The following is a 16612-nucleotide window of genomic DNA, read 5'->3' on the forward strand; positions in this document are numbered from 1 at the left end:
ATTTAAGTTTTCCAGGACTTAGGCTAGTGGTGAGGTGCGCGGTGCGCCCCCTACTCATTAGTAGATTCACGACTGCGAAATTAGCTGCACTTGCCCAGAAACAGCAGGACAAACCCCGATTCAATCTTCATCCGCTCCCCCCTCAATCCACACCGGCGCCGAACTCAAAATGCCGCGCAGCCCCGCTATCGGTTTGCTGACTTTGATTCCGTAGCGAGTAATCTCGAGTTCTCGCAGAGTTCTCTCGAAATTGCTGACTCGTTTTTTAATTACTCCGATCGCCTTGCGGATTTCTGTCCTATTATGCAATTGGCGTTCCAGATAGCGTATAAACAGAAGATTATCCGCCAAATAGCTAATTCCGATCTCGGTCAGCCGAAAATCTCCGCTAATGGCTTCTACCTCATTAATCAAGATAACGGTGACTCCCATATTCTTCAGATACTTGCACAAAGCGTGCAAATTGTTCACCAAATCTTGCCCCTGCATCGAAAGCTGATAGCCAGAAATACTGTCAATCATCACAATCCGCGTCTTTTCCTGCTCCACCTCCTGCCGTACCATACAGGCAAACTGATCCGGCGAGTACAGCAAAGGTTCCACGGGTATCACCGAAAGACTTCCTTGTCCAATCATCGCCCCAACCGGGATGTTAACTGATTCGCAGCGGCGCAGCAGAGTAGAACTTGACTCCTCAAAAATGTAAACTACCGATCGCTCCCCCCTTCCTGCAGCTTCCTTCATAAACTGAATCCCCACCGTCGTTTTACCCACGCCGCTAGGCCCGCTAATCACCGTCACAGTCCCCCGTTCCAGTCCCCCGTGCAGCAGTTCGTCAATTTCTGGAACCCCAGAAGAAATTGCTTCAGCAACAAAATCCTGTTGAAAGTTGTCTGGAAGCAGTCGCGGAAATACCTCCATACCAGCCTGAGTCAGGCGCAGCGAATGGCGGCCGCTGCGGAAGTTAGAGCCTCGCAGCTTGGTGACAGTCAGGGCGCGTCCTTCAGGGCGCAGTTCTAAATAAATTACCCCGTCGCTGATGAATTGCAAATCGTCATCGGGAGCACTTGAAGTGCCTTCGGAGGTAAACACCACCGTCGCCCCCCCTTCGACTAAAAACCGCAGAAAAGACAAAACTTGCTTGCGAAACTGAAACTCATCCGCAGCTAAGTAGCGAAATTGAGTGATTGCGTCCAAAAACACCCGTTGTGGCTTGACAGCTTGGACTCGCTCGATAATCTTTTGTGTAGTCGGTTCTCGCTCCACCTCGGAGGGGGAGAAAATATCATAAGTCTGAACTTCTGTAAAAAATTCTGAGGATGGGCTCAAATCGAGGAACGCCATCGCTTCCATATCAAAACCGAGACTTGTGGCATTGGCCCGCAATTGCGCTTCCGGTTCTCCTAAAGTAATAAACAGGGGCGTTTCTCCCAGAGCCACACCTGCTGCCAAAAAGTGAAAGCCCAGTGTAGTCTTGCCAGTACCCGGGCCGCCGCGCACCAGATAAGAGCGTTGAGGAATCAGGCCGCCGCCAATCACTTCGTTGAGACCGGTAATTCCCACAGAAATTCGGTTTTGAGACATTTGTTTCTTCATGTTTTGAATATCGGGCCCGTATTAATATTTAATGGTTTTAGGCAGTGTTTTGATAATTTTTTTTACCGGGCGTCTGATAACCTTCATGAAATCTTTTTCTACCGAAAATTACGTAAGCATACAAGAATTAGAAAGTATTGTCGGGGCTGCTGGCATCTGTCGCTGGCAAGATACAGAGCCATTTTGGCAAGAACGGGTAGAAAAAGCAGTTGCCCCCGACACGAAAATGGATTGTACTGTTTACCCCAATACTCAGGAAGAACTGGCGGCCGTCATTGCTTGGGCACAGCAACATCGCTGTGCAGTCTTGCCTTGTGGCAGTGGCAGCAAACTTGATTGGGGCGGTTTAGTTAAATTAGACTCCGATCCCCCCCGGCCCAGGGCGGGCACGGGGGCACCGCCCCTACAAAGGGGGGAGCAAGATGTTGTCAAAGTGGGTCTTTTTAAGGGGGATTTAAGGGTATCTCCTGATGCAGCGGGGCTTGTGGCTGTCAGCACTTCGCGCCTCAATCGGCTTGTAGAACACGCTGTGGGCGATTTAACGGTGACTGCGGAAGCGGGGATGAAGTTTGCGGATTTGCAACAAATTTTAGCTGCAGCAGGTCAATTTTTGCCGATCGATCCAGCATATCCGCAACAGGCAACTTTGGGCGGCATTGTCGCTACTGCTGATGCGGGTTCCTTGCGGCATCGCTATCGGGGGGTGAGAGATTTGCTATTGGGAATTACCTTTGTGCGATCGGACGGTAAAATTGCCGTAGCCGGGGGTCGAGTTGTTAAAAATGTCGCCGGTTACGACTTGATGAAACTGTTTACTGGTGCTTACGGCACATTGGGCGTCATAAGTCAAGTAACTTTCCGAGTTTATCCGCTGCCTGAATCATCGGGAACCGTAGTGCTGACAGGGGAAATTAATGCTTTGTCCCAAACGGCTCAAATCTTATTATCCTCTGCTTTGACACCAAGTGCCGTTGATTTGCTGTCACCTGAATTAGTCGCAAAATTAGGCTTAGGAAAGGGCACGGGATTAATCGTCAGATTTCAAAGTATCGCCCCAAGTGTTAAACAACAATCAGCCCGCTTGCTGGAAGTTGGCGAAAAGTTGGGTTTGCAAGGCACTAGCTACGGCGAAAATGATGAGAATCAGTTATGGCAAAGATTGCCAGAAACAATGTGGGATTCTGGCACAAAGTCGGCAATTATTTGCAAAATAGGAATCAGACCGTCGGAAGCTGTAACGGCAATTAACACATTGCCGATACAGAACGCTTGGATTCATGCAGGCAGCGGTTTGGGGGTTTTGCGGTTTGAGAATGCGACGGCGGATACGTTGTTGCAGGTACGCAGAGGGTGCGAAGCTAAAGGCGGTTTTCTGACTGTTTTAGCAGCGCCGACCGATATCAAGCAACAGTTAGATGTTTGGGGCTATACTGGAAGTGCGATCGATTTAATGCGCCGGATCAAACAGCAGTTTGACCCGGAAAATCTTTTGAGTCCCGATCGTTTTATCAGCGGTATTTAGTTTAAAGTTTATAGTCAGGAGTTGGGTATTTCTTGAATCCCGGTCTATGTCATTTGTGAACCAGATTTGTTTTTTAACGAACCGCGAAGGCGCGAAGACCGCGAAGAAAGAGAAAAGAAGAGAAGTTTTGTTTGCTTGATGGATTTAGGCTTGCTAAGCATAGCAACCGCGCCTGACTGTTAGGAAGTTCTTTTCTTAATTGCTGAAATATAAGCAATCGATTGCTTCTGACTTCTCTCCTAGATAACTAAACTTTTTTTCTTATTCCTTCTTTCTTCTTCCGACTTCCATCGGACTGACATCCGTTACATCCGTTACATCCCGTACATTGCTCGTTGCCGAACTTTCTCCCATATATGCAAACTTCAGAAAAATCTCAACTTCCCAGCGACAATTTAAGACCTGCAAAAGAAAGCAATTTTCTAGCACAAAATCCCCAATTACAAACCCTCGAAATCCCAGGTTTCGACGCGAACAATCCGCCCGATCCGAAATTAATCGACACTTGCGTACACTGTGGCTTTTGTTTGTCAACTTGTCCGAGTTATCGCGTACTCGGCAAAGAAATGGATTCCCCCAGAGGCCGCATTTATTTAATGGATGCAATTAACGAAGGCGACGCACCTTTAAACGAAGCAACCTCACAGCATTTCGATACTTGTTTGGGCTGTTTGGCCTGCGTTACAACTTGTCCGTCTGGAGTTCAATACGACAAGTTAATTTCCGCTACTCGCCACCAAGTTACTAGAAATCAGGAACGCACTTTTTCCGACAATGTAATTCGCACTCTGATTTTTAATCTCTTCCCTTATCCTCACAGATTGCGGCCTTTGCTGGTACCGCTATTTATTTATCAAAAATTAGGACTGCCAAAACTTGTCCGCAAAACAGGTTTGCTGAAAAAAGTCTTTCCCCGCTTGGCGGCGATGGAATCAATTTTGCCGAAAGTTACTGTCGATTCTTTCCGGGATAATTTACCAGAGGTAATTCCGGCACAAGGGGAGAAACGCTATCGAGTCGGCGTGATTTTAGGCTGCGTGCAGCGGCTGTTATTTTCGCCAGTTAATGAGGCTACTGTGCGTGTTTTGACGGCTAACGGTTGCGAGGTTGTGGTTCCTAAAAGTCAGGGATGCTGTGCTGCTTTGCCGGAACACCAAGGCCAAGCCCAACAGGCGAAAGCCTTGGCGAGACAAATGATTGATAGCTTTGAAAATACGGGTGTTGATTTTGTGATTATCAACGCTGCTGGGTGCGGCCATACTTTGAAAGAATACGGTCACATTTTAGCGGATGACCCTGATTATCGGGAGAAAGCTGAGAAATTTGCTGCTAATGTTAAGGACGTGCAAGAGTTTTTGGCAAGTGCGGGAATTACGGCGAAACTCAATCCTTTGATTGAGGGAGATTTGACAATTGTATATCAGGATGCTTGTCATTTGTTGCACGGGCAAAAGATTAGTTTGCAGCCGCGTCAGTTGCTGCAACAAATCCCTGGGGTGAAGTTAAAAGAACCTGTGGATGCGGCTTTGTGCTGCGGGAGTGCGGGGGTTTACAATATGCTTCAGCCGGAGGTTGCTGATGAATTGGGAGTGCAAAAGGTGGAGAATTTGCTGAATACTGGGGCGGAGTTGATTGCTTCTTCTAATCCGGGTTGTTCTTTGCAAATTAAGAAGCATTTGGAGTTGCAGGGAAAAACAGTTACTTTGATGCACCCAATTGAGCTTTTGGATTATTCGATTCGCGGGGTGAAGTTGCTGAGGAAGTAGTTTTGTAGGGCGGGCGGTGTCTGCCCTATTTTCGCTGCTGAGTGAGATTTTTTTTATGAACCGCAGAGGGCGCAGAGGGCGCAGAGGAAGAGAAGAGAGAGAAATATGAATAGGTTATTGTATTGAGAAAGTACGCGCGGCTTAGCTATCCCGCTCTTAATCGCACTTTTCACTCTTCCTACAAGCTAAAATTAAATTAAACAGTCCCTAACCCCGGACAACAGTTATGGTAACTCAACTTAAGTCTCCTCAAAAACCTGATGTAATTTACCCCGACAGCGACGGCGAACCAATGTCAGACAATACCAAACAATTTCGCTGGATACTCATCATTCAACAAAATTTAGCGTGGCTATTTGCGGATGACCCGAATGTATTTGTCGCCGGAAATTTGCTGTGGTATCCTGTTGAAGGAGATAACAAAACTTCTATCGGCCCGGATGTGATGGTAGTCTTGGGCAGACCGAAAGGAGATAGGGGTTCTTACAAGCAGTGGGAAGAAGAAAATATCGCGCCACAAGTAGTGTTTGAAATTCTTTCTCCCGGTAACAGGCTAACAGAAATGAATAAAAAACAGGTATTTTACGATCGCCACGGGGTAGAGGAATATTACCTGTACGACCCGGAACGCAACGATTTCAGCGGTTGGATGCGTTCACAGGGGCGTTTGGACGTAATTGATGCGATCGAAAATTGGGTCAGTCCCCGACTGGGAATTCGCTTTGATTTGTCGGGTGAAGAGTTGCAAATTTATCGCCCTGACGGCCAACCGTTTACAAGTTATGAGGATGTTTCTCGCAGCTTGGAACAAGAACGACTGCGGGCAGAACAAGCTGAACAGCGGGCTGCTGTCCTAGCAGAAAGACTGCGATCGATGGGAATTGACCCGGAACAATTGTAAACTAGATGGGGGAAAAGACCATCGCACTTTTAAATTTTAGCAAAAGTGCGATCGGCATAATGACTAATGACTAATGACTATTTCCCGTCTTCTAACCTCAAAAAATGCACCTGTCCCGAAGCTTCCGCCACTAAGATTGTCACCCCATCCGGTGCAATAGCGCAAGCTTTCAAAGCACTATCTCCGCTGAAACTAGCAATTACTTCTCGACTTAACAAATCCCAAACTTTGAGAGTATTATCGTCCGAAACAGAAATTGCCTTTGTTCCCATAGTCGCCACCGATGTTACCGCATCTGCATGACCTGCCAAAGTAAAAACTTCTTTTCTACTTGACAAATCCCAAACTTTCAAATTCTGTTCCCGCCCTCCTGAAATCGCCCATTTGCCATCCGCCGTAACTGCCACAGCATTCACAAAACTCTCATGACCTTTGAGAGTGAAAAGTAGATTTTTGACGGCTAAATTCCAGAAATTTGCCAAAATATTCTTTTCTTTACCCAAACTCCAAATTTTCAGAGTTTGGTCGCCGGAAGCCGAAATAACCCGCTTGCTGTCGGGAGTAACTGCCACAGCTTTTATCCCGTCCTCATGACCTAAAAAAGTAAAAACTTCCTCTCCTGTTTCTAGATTCCAAACTTTAATAGTTTTGTCTCCAGAACCGGAAATCGCCATCGTTCCGTCTGGCGTCACTGCCACAGAATTTACCCAGTCTGTGTGACCCGTGAAAGTAAAGATTTCTTTTCCGGTTTCTATATCCCAAACTTTCACAGTTTTGTCGCCGGAACCCGAAACTACTCGCTTGCTATCCGGTGTGATTGCGATCGCTTTTACCCAATCTTGATGCCCCGAAATAGTTAAAATTTCCTGTCCCTTTTTGAGATTCCAGACTTTAATGCTGTTGTCTCCTGAACCGGAAATCGCTTTCGTACCGTCCGCCGTCACTGCTACGGCATTTACCCAGTCATCGTGACCTGCAAATGATAAATTTTCTTTGCCTGTTTCTAAGTGCCAAACTTTGAGAGTTTTGTCAGAGGAACCAGAAACTATCCTCTTGCCGTCCGGGGTAACGGCCACAGCATTCACTGGGGCTATGTGATTGGTAAAAGTGAAAAGTTCTTCTTTTGTTTCGAGATTCCAAACTTTCAGCGTTTTGTCGCCGGCAGCCGAAATTACCCGTTTGCCGTCGGGGGTAACAGCCACAGCTTGAACGAAACTGCTGTGTTTTCCTAAAGTGAAAAGTTGCTTTCTTTCTGACAAACTCCAGACTTGAACAGTTTCGTCGTAGCTGCCGGAAATTATTTTTTCGCCGTCGGGAGTAACGGCTACACTTTTTACCCAGTCTGTATGACCGGTGAGAGTAAAAAGTTCTTTTCCGGTTTCTATGTTCCAGACTTTCATGCTGTTGTCTCCCGACCCGGAAATTAACCGTTTGCTATCAGGACTTACTGCTACGGACTGGACAAAACTGCTGTGACCTTTGAAGTTAAAAATTACTTCCCTGCTTGTCAAATCCCAAACTTTAATACTGCCATCCCAAGAACCTGAAATTACTCGCTTGCCGTCGGGAGTTACTGCTACTGCTTCTACGGCAAAAGTATCGCCTGCAAAGGTAAATATTTCTGTCGCTGTTTCTAAATCCCAAATTTTAATTGTATTGTCCCAAGAACCGGAAATTACTTTAGTACCGTCGGGGGTTACAGCTACAGCATTGACGTAGGTAAGATGACCTTTGAGGGTGCCAAGTTCTTCTCCTGTTTCTAAGTGCCAAATTTTAAGAGTGTGGTCGGAGGACGCAGAAATTGCCCGCTTGCCGTCGGGGGTGATTGCTACACCTTGTACCCAGTCTGTATGTCCGGTGAGGGTACGCAGCAATCTCCCGCCGGGAGGGGTAAAGCTGGGCGTTAGCGGTCGCAGCCAGGGGGTTGTTTGATGTTTTGCCTGTGCTAGCAGGGCTTGAATTTCTGGACTTTCAAAGCGCATCAAGCGGGCTATTAGTTGGGTGGCTAGTTGGCTTTTATCTGCGGCTAGAATGTGGGCTGACAGCCGAATTGCTTCTTGGATTAATTTGAGTCGTTCGGCTTTTTGGTCTGAAATAATATCGGGACTTGTTGCTAAATCGTAATCTTCTATTAGCGCCTGTACTCCCGATGCTGACAGCTTGGCTTTAATAAAATTGTAATCTGTTAGTAAGCTGTATAATTTTTCGGAGTCTGAAGTCGCTGCTAGCTGACTGGGCAATATTCCCAGGTAGTTCGTCTGTTCTGCGGGCTGGATTTGATCCAGCCCTTGTTTAAACTCGGTCATAAATTTACGGATGTGTTCTTTAAATGTATACGATCGCTAGCTGCACCCTACCGAAAAGCCGATCGAGAATCTTTTCTCTTAGACTTAGCATGACATATTTGAATGCTATGTGCTATAGGCTTGCTGTCCTCGGTTTGGTGATGGTTCGATGAATTGCTTGTTTTTTAGTCGAAGTCTGCTTTGAGAATTTTCAAGCAGTGCGATTACAATAAATCGCGGCCAATATAATTCAACTCAGCAACGCCCAATTTACCGATTGAGCGACAAAAGCTGACATATATCTTTGTTTTTCTTAACATAGCGGCTCTTTGGGCAATGGTCGATCGATAAACACTCTCAAGCTAAAAATTTTCAGGTATCGCAATCCTATTGAAAGTGCGAAAAAGACTTTTTATAACGAAACATGATGGCGGATGCTCTAATTTTCTCTCAAGTCGGCCACATCAGGGAGGCAGATGTCCCCCTGGTTGGGTTTGCTACCAGGGCGGCATCTGCAATCTGTTTCACCTAAAGCTCTCAGAAAGCTTTGCAGGTGCGCCCCCTTCCTCTAAAATATAGAAAAGGACTTGCACTATTAAACCGGGTTTCTAGACAAAATCATTGGTTTGACCGCTAGGTACGTAGGAAGAAACCGGGTTTCTGACTCCATAGCGCGCAAGTCACGATCGCAAATAAAGCAGTATTGACTTTAGAGACAAATTTCATGGATGTTATCGAGTTTTTCGAGTTAAGTGCAGGTAAATGGTTTTCTCAGCGTACCGTACACAATCTCCATTCTGGGGAATTGCAGGCAGGTAAATCCGACCTCAAAATAGAAATACTGACAGCTAGCGATGCAGCAGTCGTTAAACTTTGCCAACAACACTCGATTAACCCGGCTTCAACTAAGCTAACTAGCGTTCGGATTAGTTGGGACGGTATTCCCGATCGCGACCAAGCTAAACAAATCGGTTCTACAATACTAGCGATCGTACCAAATCCCGACAATCCAAGCGTTGGCAAAGTGTTGCAAGACAAGGGTAACAGTCGCTACGTGATGGGCGATGACGTGCTGACATTGATTACAGAATCAGACACCCTCCATGCGGAAGAAAGGCTGTGGTATCTCATGCCCAATTTGCGGCTGCGGACTAGCGTTGTTAAGCAAGCTAACGGTACGGAACAAGCTTCTTTTTGTTCGGAAATTCGGATGGGAGTAAGTGCCCCAAGTGAAAAGTGAAAAATAACTATATAGTTCCCAAAGTTTACACTCTATTTCTGCTTTCTCCCTTCTTTCTTCGGCCTTCTCTGGCAATCGCTTTTAACTTGGTATGAAAATCAGTGTGTTTGACAACTGGGAATGATTTTGCCACAGGTTTGTCCGCTAATTTGTGCTCGGCTTCGGCTCGATCGGCGAGGGCGGTAACAGCCACATCTTCATATACTACAAATTCTGTATTTTCTTTGGTGCGATCGTCGGCAGCAGGTAATTTTCCTGTTTCCTGGGCCTCTGTGTTTGGGACTTCTGCTTGAAGCGCCACATCCAGTTGCGCCTCTGACGGCCCACGCAAATCTAACTCTGCGGCACTTACTTCCGGTTCCTGGTGCGATAAAAGTATATCTTCCGGTGACAGTTGAGCAGCACTTTCCCCGGTTAAATTTTGAGGAAAATTATTGCATACCAAGCGTTCAAACTCGCGATTGAAATGATAGAGAGGTTGACCTATCCGATGCCACATACTCAATAGCTGTCCCACAGAAACAGCCTTGTAGCGCCCTTGATAAAGTGCTTCAACCACTGCTAAACGCAGCCAATAGCCGGGATACTTGGTCAGCCATTCACCCGCCAATTTCTCGGCTTTTTTGCCACCTAGGTCAAAACCGTAGTGAACCAGCAGAGCCGCTGCTTGTGCAGATATTGCGGTCACTTCTGTCATGTGTTGTCTGTTGACTGTTGACTGTTGACTGTTTTCTGTGGACTGTTTTCTGTTGACGGTTGGTTCAAAATTCCCAATGACCAATTCCCAATGACCAATTCCCAATCACTAATTACCAATTACCAATTGAATTAATCAGATAAACGCACTCCTCCTTCTACAGTTCGCGCGTCCCCGGAAAAAGGTTGGGGAGTCCCATTCCAGTTGAAGTCGCTAATTCTAAAAGTCAGGCTGCCGACTTGACGCTCAGGATTAAAACGCAAAATGATTGCGTAGCTGCGGCGGCTGTATTCTAGAGTGTAATTCGTACTGATTGTTTCCCCGCTTTCTAAATTAATAGCACTTTGAAATCCAACTCGAAAGCCTCCGTAAACTTGCTGGACAAGTCCAAAAGACAGGACTCTCAAATCTACTAGGCGATCGAATAAAAACGGCGATACACCGTCGCGCCCCACTTGGGTATAAGTCACGTTAAACCCAGTGTAATCGAGGAAAGGGCGGGAGAAATGACCGAACTGCCCTTGAATGCCGACGCTGGGGGCGAGGGAATTTTGTCGATCGCCACTGCTGTAATAAGTACCAACTCCCCGGAGTCCCAAGGCTAGTTGCAAGAAAGGAACCACCGGCGTCCGCGTGTACTTCAAACCTTGGGTGGGAGTGCGGGGCAGCGGTTCGCCCTCCCACAGGTTGAAGCCGCGACTCAAGGCAAAGCTAACTTGGGAACGGCCCAGATCGATGCGGTTGTTTTCCCGCACTGGTTCGAGCAAGTCTGGTCGATCGGTGTCAGCATTGATAAATTGATACCCAGCTTGGTAGCTGAGATTGATGCCCGTGCCTCCGAGTGGGATGACTGGGGAAGTCAGGACTGCCCCCAGGCTGCTCTGCACGGTTTGAAAGCCCAGAGAACCGTTAAACAGTCGATCGCGATAACTGTATTCTGCGGCCAGAGTGTGAGTGCCGATCGACTGTCGCAGGCGCAAATTGCCCCGAAAGCTGTCTTCCGGCAAGTTCGGGAAATTTTCAAAACTCAGAAATATTGCCGATCCGTCCAGCCTGGTACGCGGGCCCAGACTAGCGCCCAACCTCGCTTTCAGCCCGTAGCTGTCGGGAGAAAACGGATTGCCGCCGTTCTCTGCCACGAGACGCTGCAGGTAAATTTGGGGCGTCAGAGTCAGCCGCACCGGCCCGTTTTGCAACACCTCAAAACCGCACTCGGCATACAAACCGCCGCGTTCGCCTCCGTCGTAGCCAAAGGTCAAACACGGGCCGCTCTGCTGCCTGCTGTCAAACACTTGCCTGCGGGGATACACGGGTATTTTCACTCGGTTGTCGAACACCAAGCGGGGTTTCGTTGTGACTAATTCCTCTGCCGTGGGCGAAATCCTTCTAATCGTCGCCGTCCGGGCCCTGTATTCAAATTCCGGGGGGGAAAACGGGTCGTTAGTAAGCCGAATGTTGGTTGCTACCCTCGCGCCGTCTGGCAGCAGTTCGATGCGTTCTGCTTCAAAGCGGATGCGGTTGACGGCGCCGACCACTTGGGGGGCTGCTAGCTGTCCACCCCCACCGAGAGTTACTGTAGCAGCGCCGGGGGATCTGACTCCGCGCAGGGGCTGCTGGCTGGTAATTCGATCGCTCAGTGGCTGTTCGAGAATCGTCCCGGCACTAATATCTGTCGGCAGTGTGGGAGTCAATTCGCTACCTGCTGCGGGCAGGAATATTTCGCCTCTTGCTTGTTCGACTGCGCCGCTGTTGAGGCCGAGATTGAACTCCATCCGCTGGCCGCGCACTACTTGTTGCCCGCGGGTATAGGCGACATTGCCGGATGCTACCACTTGGCGGGTGACTAAGTTGACAATCGCTCGATCGGCATCAATCACAGTTTGCCGGAACCGCACGACGACATTACCAACCGCCGTCACAATTTGCTGCTTGTCGTCGAATTCTTGGCTGTCAGCCTTAACTTCGATAGTATCGGCTGGAGTCACGGGAAAAGGCACCGTCCGCCCAGAAGGGGCGGTGCGGACTCCCGGCGCGGCTGGTTTAGGTTTCGGTGTCGGCGCAGGGGGGGTTCTGGGTGCGGGGGTGGTTGCTGGTGCGGGAATGTCGAACTGCTGTTGCCCGCTGGGTTCTGGTTCTAGGGCGGGTTCTGGAACGGGAATTTCAGCAGGTTGGGGAGAGTTATCTTCTAACTGTCGGCCTTGGGCCTGATACCAACTTTCCTGCTTTCCGGCAAGATTTCTCTCCTGTTTTCTCTGCGCCTCTGCGGTTCGTTCCCGATTCCGAATGGCAATGGCATTTTCTACCGAACCCAATTGGTAAGCTGTAAACGAGGAATCTTTCGGAGTTTCCGCAGTTTCGGGTTCTTCCACAGGGGCCTGACGCTGAAATCCCACCACTGCGTGGCCGCTTTCGACTTCCGCTAGGGGGTCGGCGATTTCTGGAGGCCCATCGGTGGCTGCAGTGGTGCCGAGGAGTGTGGCTGCGGGTTCTGCTGGGGCTGGTGTGGGTTCTGGCTGAACGATGTCTGGGCTTGGTTCCGGTATTTCTGCGGGGTTGCGGAGGGTGTCTCCATCGCCGGCCGCGACAGTGAGGGCGACTTTTTTTGGCTTTGCGATGTAGATGATGCCAGGGGGTTCTGGCGGCGGTACCGGATAGGGCATAGTTACTACAGGTAAGTCATCCGATTTTAGATTTTAGATTTTAGATTTTAGATTTTATAGGGTGCAATTTATTGAAAATTTTGCATCTAAAAGGTAACTGTTTAGAGATTAATCTGACATCTAAAATTTGCAGTGGCTTTGGCGCGCCGGAATAGGGCTGCTTTCAGAACTTGCTTCCGCCACAAGATAACCTCGCTGGCGGTGCGAGGTCAATCGATTTTAGATTTTAGATTTTAGATTTTAGATTTGAAGCATTTACCCCACGGATCAATTCGGGGGCTCCTTTATCGGATACAGGTTTTTTATTTCTGGACTGATGAATCAGGGGGCTTGTATCCTGGATGCTTGGATTGTCAAGTTTTGTCCGACTAATTTTTGCGGGTTTGTCGGCTGTTGCAGGGGCTGCGGTGACGCGCCCCTACTCTGCGGGCGAGATAAGTTGTTTATTCCATGTCTCTGCGGTTGGGGTTCCGGGCTGGGTCATTGGACAAAAATCCAAATATGAACAGGGAAACAAAAAATAAAACAACTACATTAACTACGATTTTGAGGGTTAGCACTGTGGGAGTCTCCAAAGATGGCCTAATACTGAGCTGATTTGCTGCTGTTGCCGCAACTTTTTTATCATAAGCTAAAGATTAGTCAATTTTATCTTTGCTTTTGAGGATTTTTGGCAAGTTGATTTTTGCCCAATTCCAGAGTTGCTCGGCGATGTTTTCTAGCCGCAGCATAACTCGATCGAGCCATTCGAGCACTTGTTCTAGGGGGTGCTTAATGTATCCCATCGATTCTGCTTTTGTTTCTAAGTATTCGCCCTCTGGTGGGACGCCTGCGCTGGGATTTTTTGGTTCAGCAGCAGCGCGGGTTGGGGCGGTGTATCTGCTGGTTTGCGGGGTGATTGCTGCTGGGGATTTGTTGTTTTGTGCGGTGTTCGGGTTGGTGTTTTTTGGCACTTGGGTTTCCGGCGCGCGCCCTGGGGTTGATTCTGCTGCGAGTGCAGAGCTATTTTTTTGAGTAACTGCTAAATCTGATAAATCAGATGCTGTTTGGGGTTGAGTATTTGGGCTTTTTGTGAGCAAGCTCTGTTTTAGCTGCCCTAGCAGGCGGTGAAGTGCTTCGGGGTAAGGGGATATTGAGACTGCGATCGATCGACCTTCGGGCAATTCTCCTACTTCTGCTATTTCCTGCTTGACTTTTGGGCTAGTTTGTGCTACATCGGTTTCGGAACTGCCGTCGATTAAATGCGGCGGTGCTGCTTCCCCGAATAAGTCTTGCCAGTTGAGCCACGGTCGATCGACCTCTGGGCTATTTTGGGTATTTTCTTGTTCTCGCTGTTTCAAATAATACTGAATAGCAACTGATTTCTCCGTATTATCACTGGCTGCCGTTTCTTTGCCCAAAAGGTGGTCTACTGACGACCAAATCATTTGTTCGATGTTTCGCGCGTATTTTTCGAGGATGTCACGGGCGGAAAAATCTACATTGGCATCTGTGCCGGATGTGTCAATTTTTACTCTGGGGGCTTCCGTGGGTGCGGCGATTGTTTTTGCCGATGGCGGGAGGGTTAATTCCTCGATGTTGACGGCGGCGCGATCGAGTAATGTAACAAAGGAGAGAGGAGTTGGGGGTCGATCGAACTTGCTGTTAAAATTAGTTTCTAGTTTTGGGGTATTGTGGTCGATCGAATTCGATGCCGCAATTGACTGCTGTGCGGTTTTTGCTTCGATCTGCGCGCGGGCTTTTTGGACTAGGATGGCATTGCGGTCGATCGATTTTTTAACTGCGAGGATTGATTCTCCAAACTGATTTCTTTTGAGGGCAACCGGACTCGTCTGAAGCCAGGCCATCAATTCCCAAAAACGACGCATCGGCGGTAACTGCGCTTTTTTCGCCGCTGACTCCAAACCGAGATTAAATTTTAATTCTTTTTGGGTAATTTCCCGTCGTTCCGGCCCGCTGTTGGCTACTTCCCAAGTTATGCAACCTTCAAGCATTTCCTGCTGTTCGGGTGTCAAAATATCTAATATCTGATTTTCTCTTCCCACCAATACTAAAGTGCGGGCTGGTATAAAACTGGCAATTCCCTCAACTTTCGGCTGGGGTTTTAATTCAGTTTTAGCCAGCGGGTGTTCTAAGACGGAAGTGGTTTGATGCTTGGCGATTTGTCCGCTAAAATTGATAGCCGGATGTAAATCGCTAGCAGCATTTCCCTGATTTATTAACAGCGGGAAGCTGGCTAAAGTTTTCGCGGTTTGCGACGAGGTTAGTAAATTTTCGGCGAGGTGCAAAATTTCGGCGATCGAACTTTCTTCGGAAACTTCCCCCTGATACCAATTTTGTGGCAAATCGGCATTTTCGTCACCGCCAAATTCTTGCAGTTCCGGTAAATCTATTTTTTGACTTGATGCCCGCAACTGTCGGCCCAGCATTCGGGAACTTTGCACCAGCAAATAAGCTGGATAAAGCAGAATTTGGGTGGCGGTGAGAGTTGTTTCTTTAATTTGACGCCAAGTTCGATCGCAATTGTCAGCGACTTGGCGGGACTGTTTCGATATAAAATTTAATAGTCGGCTTTGGTATGGGCCGTAGTAACCGTTGGACATAAGTTTAATTCTTGAATTCAGATTTTTGATTCGCGCCGGAATTGCTGAATATTGCTGTAAAATCAAAGCGATATCTTAATCGAAGCTTCAAACCCTCTGAAACCTTTATTTCTTCGCGTCCTACCCTTCGGGAACGGCTTCGCCGAACGCGTCTTCGCGGTTCGATATAAGATATTGCACCCATGTCAATAAGCCTTTTACTGGCTGCAGGATGCCCACCCCCTACTCCCCACAAGAAAATTCACTCTTTGTGGAACAGGCATCTTGCCTGTTCTTGAGAATAGTGCAAGATGTGAGTTCAATCCGATTTTTGATTAATACACAATTCCTATTTTAGCGAAATATGAGCGCTTCTGTGTCACCTGCTAGCAACAATATTTCTGCCACTGTCGAAAAGTTGCGCCGCCTCAGCCAAGTGGAGGTTCAGTCTGGTTGGAGGTACTGCGATTCTGACTCTGCTGTCTCTTCGGTAAATATTTGTAACAGTCCTGTTGTCGAACTTAACAGCAAAGGACATATTACTTGGCCGTCGGGGAAGCAAGTTTTGTATTTGGGTCAGCAATTTGTAATTCCTGACAATTTGCACGGCTATCCTGTGGTTGGTTTGCGGTTGCTACTGGGCTTGACTTGGTGGGCGGAAGATGCTCAAATTTTTGTCAACGGCGAGTTGGTCGGACAGGGAGATTTATTTGATTTTGCCGATCGAGTTTTGTTGAGTTCGTCGGCCAATCCCGGAGATGAATTTTTAGTAATTTTGCGGTTGGTAAGTCCGGGTCACGATAGCGGTGCTTTAGTGCGATCGATTTGTTTGTACGAAGCTGCTGACTCTTCTTGTTTCGATCCGGGTTTTGTGGCTGCCGAATTAGAGATTTTGCAAAATTCGCTTAGTCGAAATTTAGAAATTAAAAATTCCCAATACCTCCCCACCGAAATAATAGCAAATCGCCCCAGGTTTGTCAAGGGGGAAATGCTGAAATCTGAGATTGATTTGGCTATGGGTTTGATTGATTGGGCGGCGGTGGGCGATCGCGATAAGTTCGATCGCTCGCTGTCTGTTTTGCGGCACAATTTACTGGGATATCTGCGGGCTTTTTTGGGGGATTTAGATGATGGAACCGCAGAGGACACAGAGGGCGCAGAGGGAGGAAGAAGGGAGGAGGTTTCTCAGGTTGGAGACAATAGCGATGCTACATCTATATATATAGGAGAAAGCGGTGAGCTGACATCTTTTTCTGGGAATTTAGATGTGGGAACCGCAGAGGGCGCAGAGGGCGCAGAGGGAGGAAGAAGGGAGGAGGTTTCTCAGGTTGGAGACAATAGCGATGCTACATCTATATATATA

At 47.9% G+C, this 16612-nt stretch carries 10 protein-coding genes and 1 pseudogene; 5 read left to right on the forward strand and 6 right to left on the reverse strand.

All coding sequences use genetic code 11. The features are described 5' to 3' along the window. Window positions 1-120 precede the first annotated feature (120 nt). A complete protein-coding gene (locus tag QT973_RS03890) occupies window positions 121-1584 on the reverse strand; it encodes an ATPase domain-containing protein (protein ID WP_333053090.1) in 1464 nt (487 codons plus the stop codon). Window positions 1585-1681: 97 nt separating this feature from the next. On the opposite strand from QT973_RS03890, the gene QT973_RS03895 reads away from it, so the two are divergent. From QT973_RS03895 to QT973_RS03905, 3 genes are all read left to right on the forward strand, one after another. Continuing rightward, window positions 1682-3118: an FAD-binding oxidoreductase gene (locus QT973_RS03895; RefSeq protein WP_333053089.1), complete on the forward strand. Its 1437-nt coding sequence runs from the start codon at window positions 1682-1684 to the stop codon at window positions 3116-3118. Between the two features lie 356 nt (window positions 3119-3474). Further along, the gene (locus tag QT973_RS03900; RefSeq protein WP_333390661.1) at window positions 3475-4884 is read left to right on the forward strand and encodes a heterodisulfide reductase-related iron-sulfur binding cluster; all 1410 of its coding nucleotides are present in this window, start codon (window positions 3475-3477) and stop codon (window positions 4882-4884) included. Between the two features lie 226 nt (window positions 4885-5110). Continuing rightward, window positions 5111-5785, forward strand: coding sequence for a Uma2 family endonuclease (locus QT973_RS03905; RefSeq protein WP_333053086.1), 675 nt, complete (start codon window positions 5111-5113; stop codon window positions 5783-5785). Window positions 5786-5862: 77 nt separating this feature from the next. On the opposite strand, the gene QT973_RS03910 is transcribed toward QT973_RS03905, so the two are convergent. After that, on the reverse strand, window positions 5863-8091 hold the full coding sequence (locus QT973_RS03910; protein ID WP_333053084.1) for a hypothetical protein: 2229 nt from the start codon (window positions 8089-8091) through the stop codon (window positions 5863-5865). A 703-nt stretch (window positions 8092-8794) separates the two neighbouring features. Between QT973_RS03910 and QT973_RS03915 the strand changes: the two genes are divergently transcribed. Further along, the gene (locus QT973_RS03915) at window positions 8795-9310 is read left to right on the forward strand and encodes a phycobiliprotein lyase (protein WP_333209689.1); all 516 of its coding nucleotides are present in this window, start codon (window positions 8795-8797) and stop codon (window positions 9308-9310) included. 25 nt (window positions 9311-9335) lie between these two features. On the opposite strand, the gene QT973_RS03920 is transcribed toward QT973_RS03915, so the two are convergent. The 4 genes from QT973_RS03920 to QT973_RS03935 form a co-directional block, all read right to left on the reverse strand. Further along, window positions 9336-10007 carry a hypothetical protein gene (locus QT973_RS03920; RefSeq protein ID WP_333209691.1) on the reverse strand — a complete coding sequence of 224 codons (672 nt, stop codon included), beginning with the start codon at window positions 10005-10007 and terminating at the stop codon, window positions 9336-9338. 131 nt (window positions 10008-10138) lie between these two features. Then, window positions 10139-12667: a DUF3769 domain-containing protein gene (locus QT973_RS03925; RefSeq protein ID WP_333260162.1), complete on the reverse strand. Its 2529-nt coding sequence runs from the start codon at window positions 12665-12667 to the stop codon at window positions 10139-10141. A gap of 443 nt (window positions 12668-13110) precedes the next feature. Then, window positions 13111-13227: a photosystem II reaction center protein I gene (locus QT973_RS03930; RefSeq protein ID WP_039887172.1), complete on the reverse strand. Its 117-nt coding sequence runs from the start codon at window positions 13225-13227 to the stop codon at window positions 13111-13113. Between the two features lie 78 nt (window positions 13228-13305). Continuing rightward, the gene (locus QT973_RS03935; RefSeq protein ID WP_333260159.1) at window positions 13306-15270 is read right to left on the reverse strand and encodes a hypothetical protein; all 1965 of its coding nucleotides are present in this window, start codon (window positions 15268-15270) and stop codon (window positions 13306-13308) included. A gap of 343 nt (window positions 15271-15613) precedes the next feature. Between QT973_RS03935 and QT973_RS03940 the strand changes: the two are divergent. Then, window positions 15614-16612: pseudogene (locus QT973_RS03940) on the forward strand (alpha-mannosidase); the annotation flags it as partial.

The organism is Microcoleus sp. Z1_A1, from assembly GCF_036700305.1.
In the GTDB taxonomy this organism is placed as follows: domain Bacteria; phylum Cyanobacteriota; class Cyanobacteriia; order Cyanobacteriales; family Microcoleaceae; genus Microcoleus.

Excerpts from the sequence above, each read along its gene's own strand:
- QT973_RS03900 (WP_333390661.1), top strand. The coding sequence starts at position 3,475 with ATGCAAACTTCAGAAAAATCTCAACTTCCCAGCGACAATTTAAGACCT.
- QT973_RS03890 (WP_333053090.1), bottom strand. The coding sequence starts at position 1,584 with ATGTCTCAAAACCGAATTTCTGTGGGAATTACCGGTCTCAACGAAGTG.
- QT973_RS03905 (WP_333053086.1), top strand. The coding sequence starts at position 5,111 with ATGGTAACTCAACTTAAGTCTCCTCAAAAACCTGATGTAATTTACCCC.
- QT973_RS03915 (WP_333209689.1), top strand. The coding sequence starts at position 8,795 with ATGGATGTTATCGAGTTTTTCGAGTTAAGTGCAGGTAAATGGTTTTCT.
- QT973_RS03935 (WP_333260159.1), bottom strand. The coding sequence starts at position 15,270 with ATGTCCAACGGTTACTACGGCCCATACCAAAGCCGACTATTAAATTTT.
- QT973_RS03920 (WP_333209691.1), bottom strand. The coding sequence starts at position 10,007 with ATGACAGAAGTGACCGCAATATCTGCACAAGCAGCGGCTCTGCTGGTT.
- QT973_RS03910 (WP_333053084.1), bottom strand. The coding sequence starts at position 8,091 with ATGACCGAGTTTAAACAAGGGCTGGATCAAATCCAGCCCGCAGAACAG.
- QT973_RS03895 (WP_333053089.1), top strand. The coding sequence starts at position 1,682 with ATGAAATCTTTTTCTACCGAAAATTACGTAAGCATACAAGAATTAGAA.
- QT973_RS03925 (WP_333260162.1), bottom strand. The coding sequence starts at position 12,667 with ATGCCCTATCCGGTACCGCCGCCAGAACCCCCTGGCATCATCTACATC.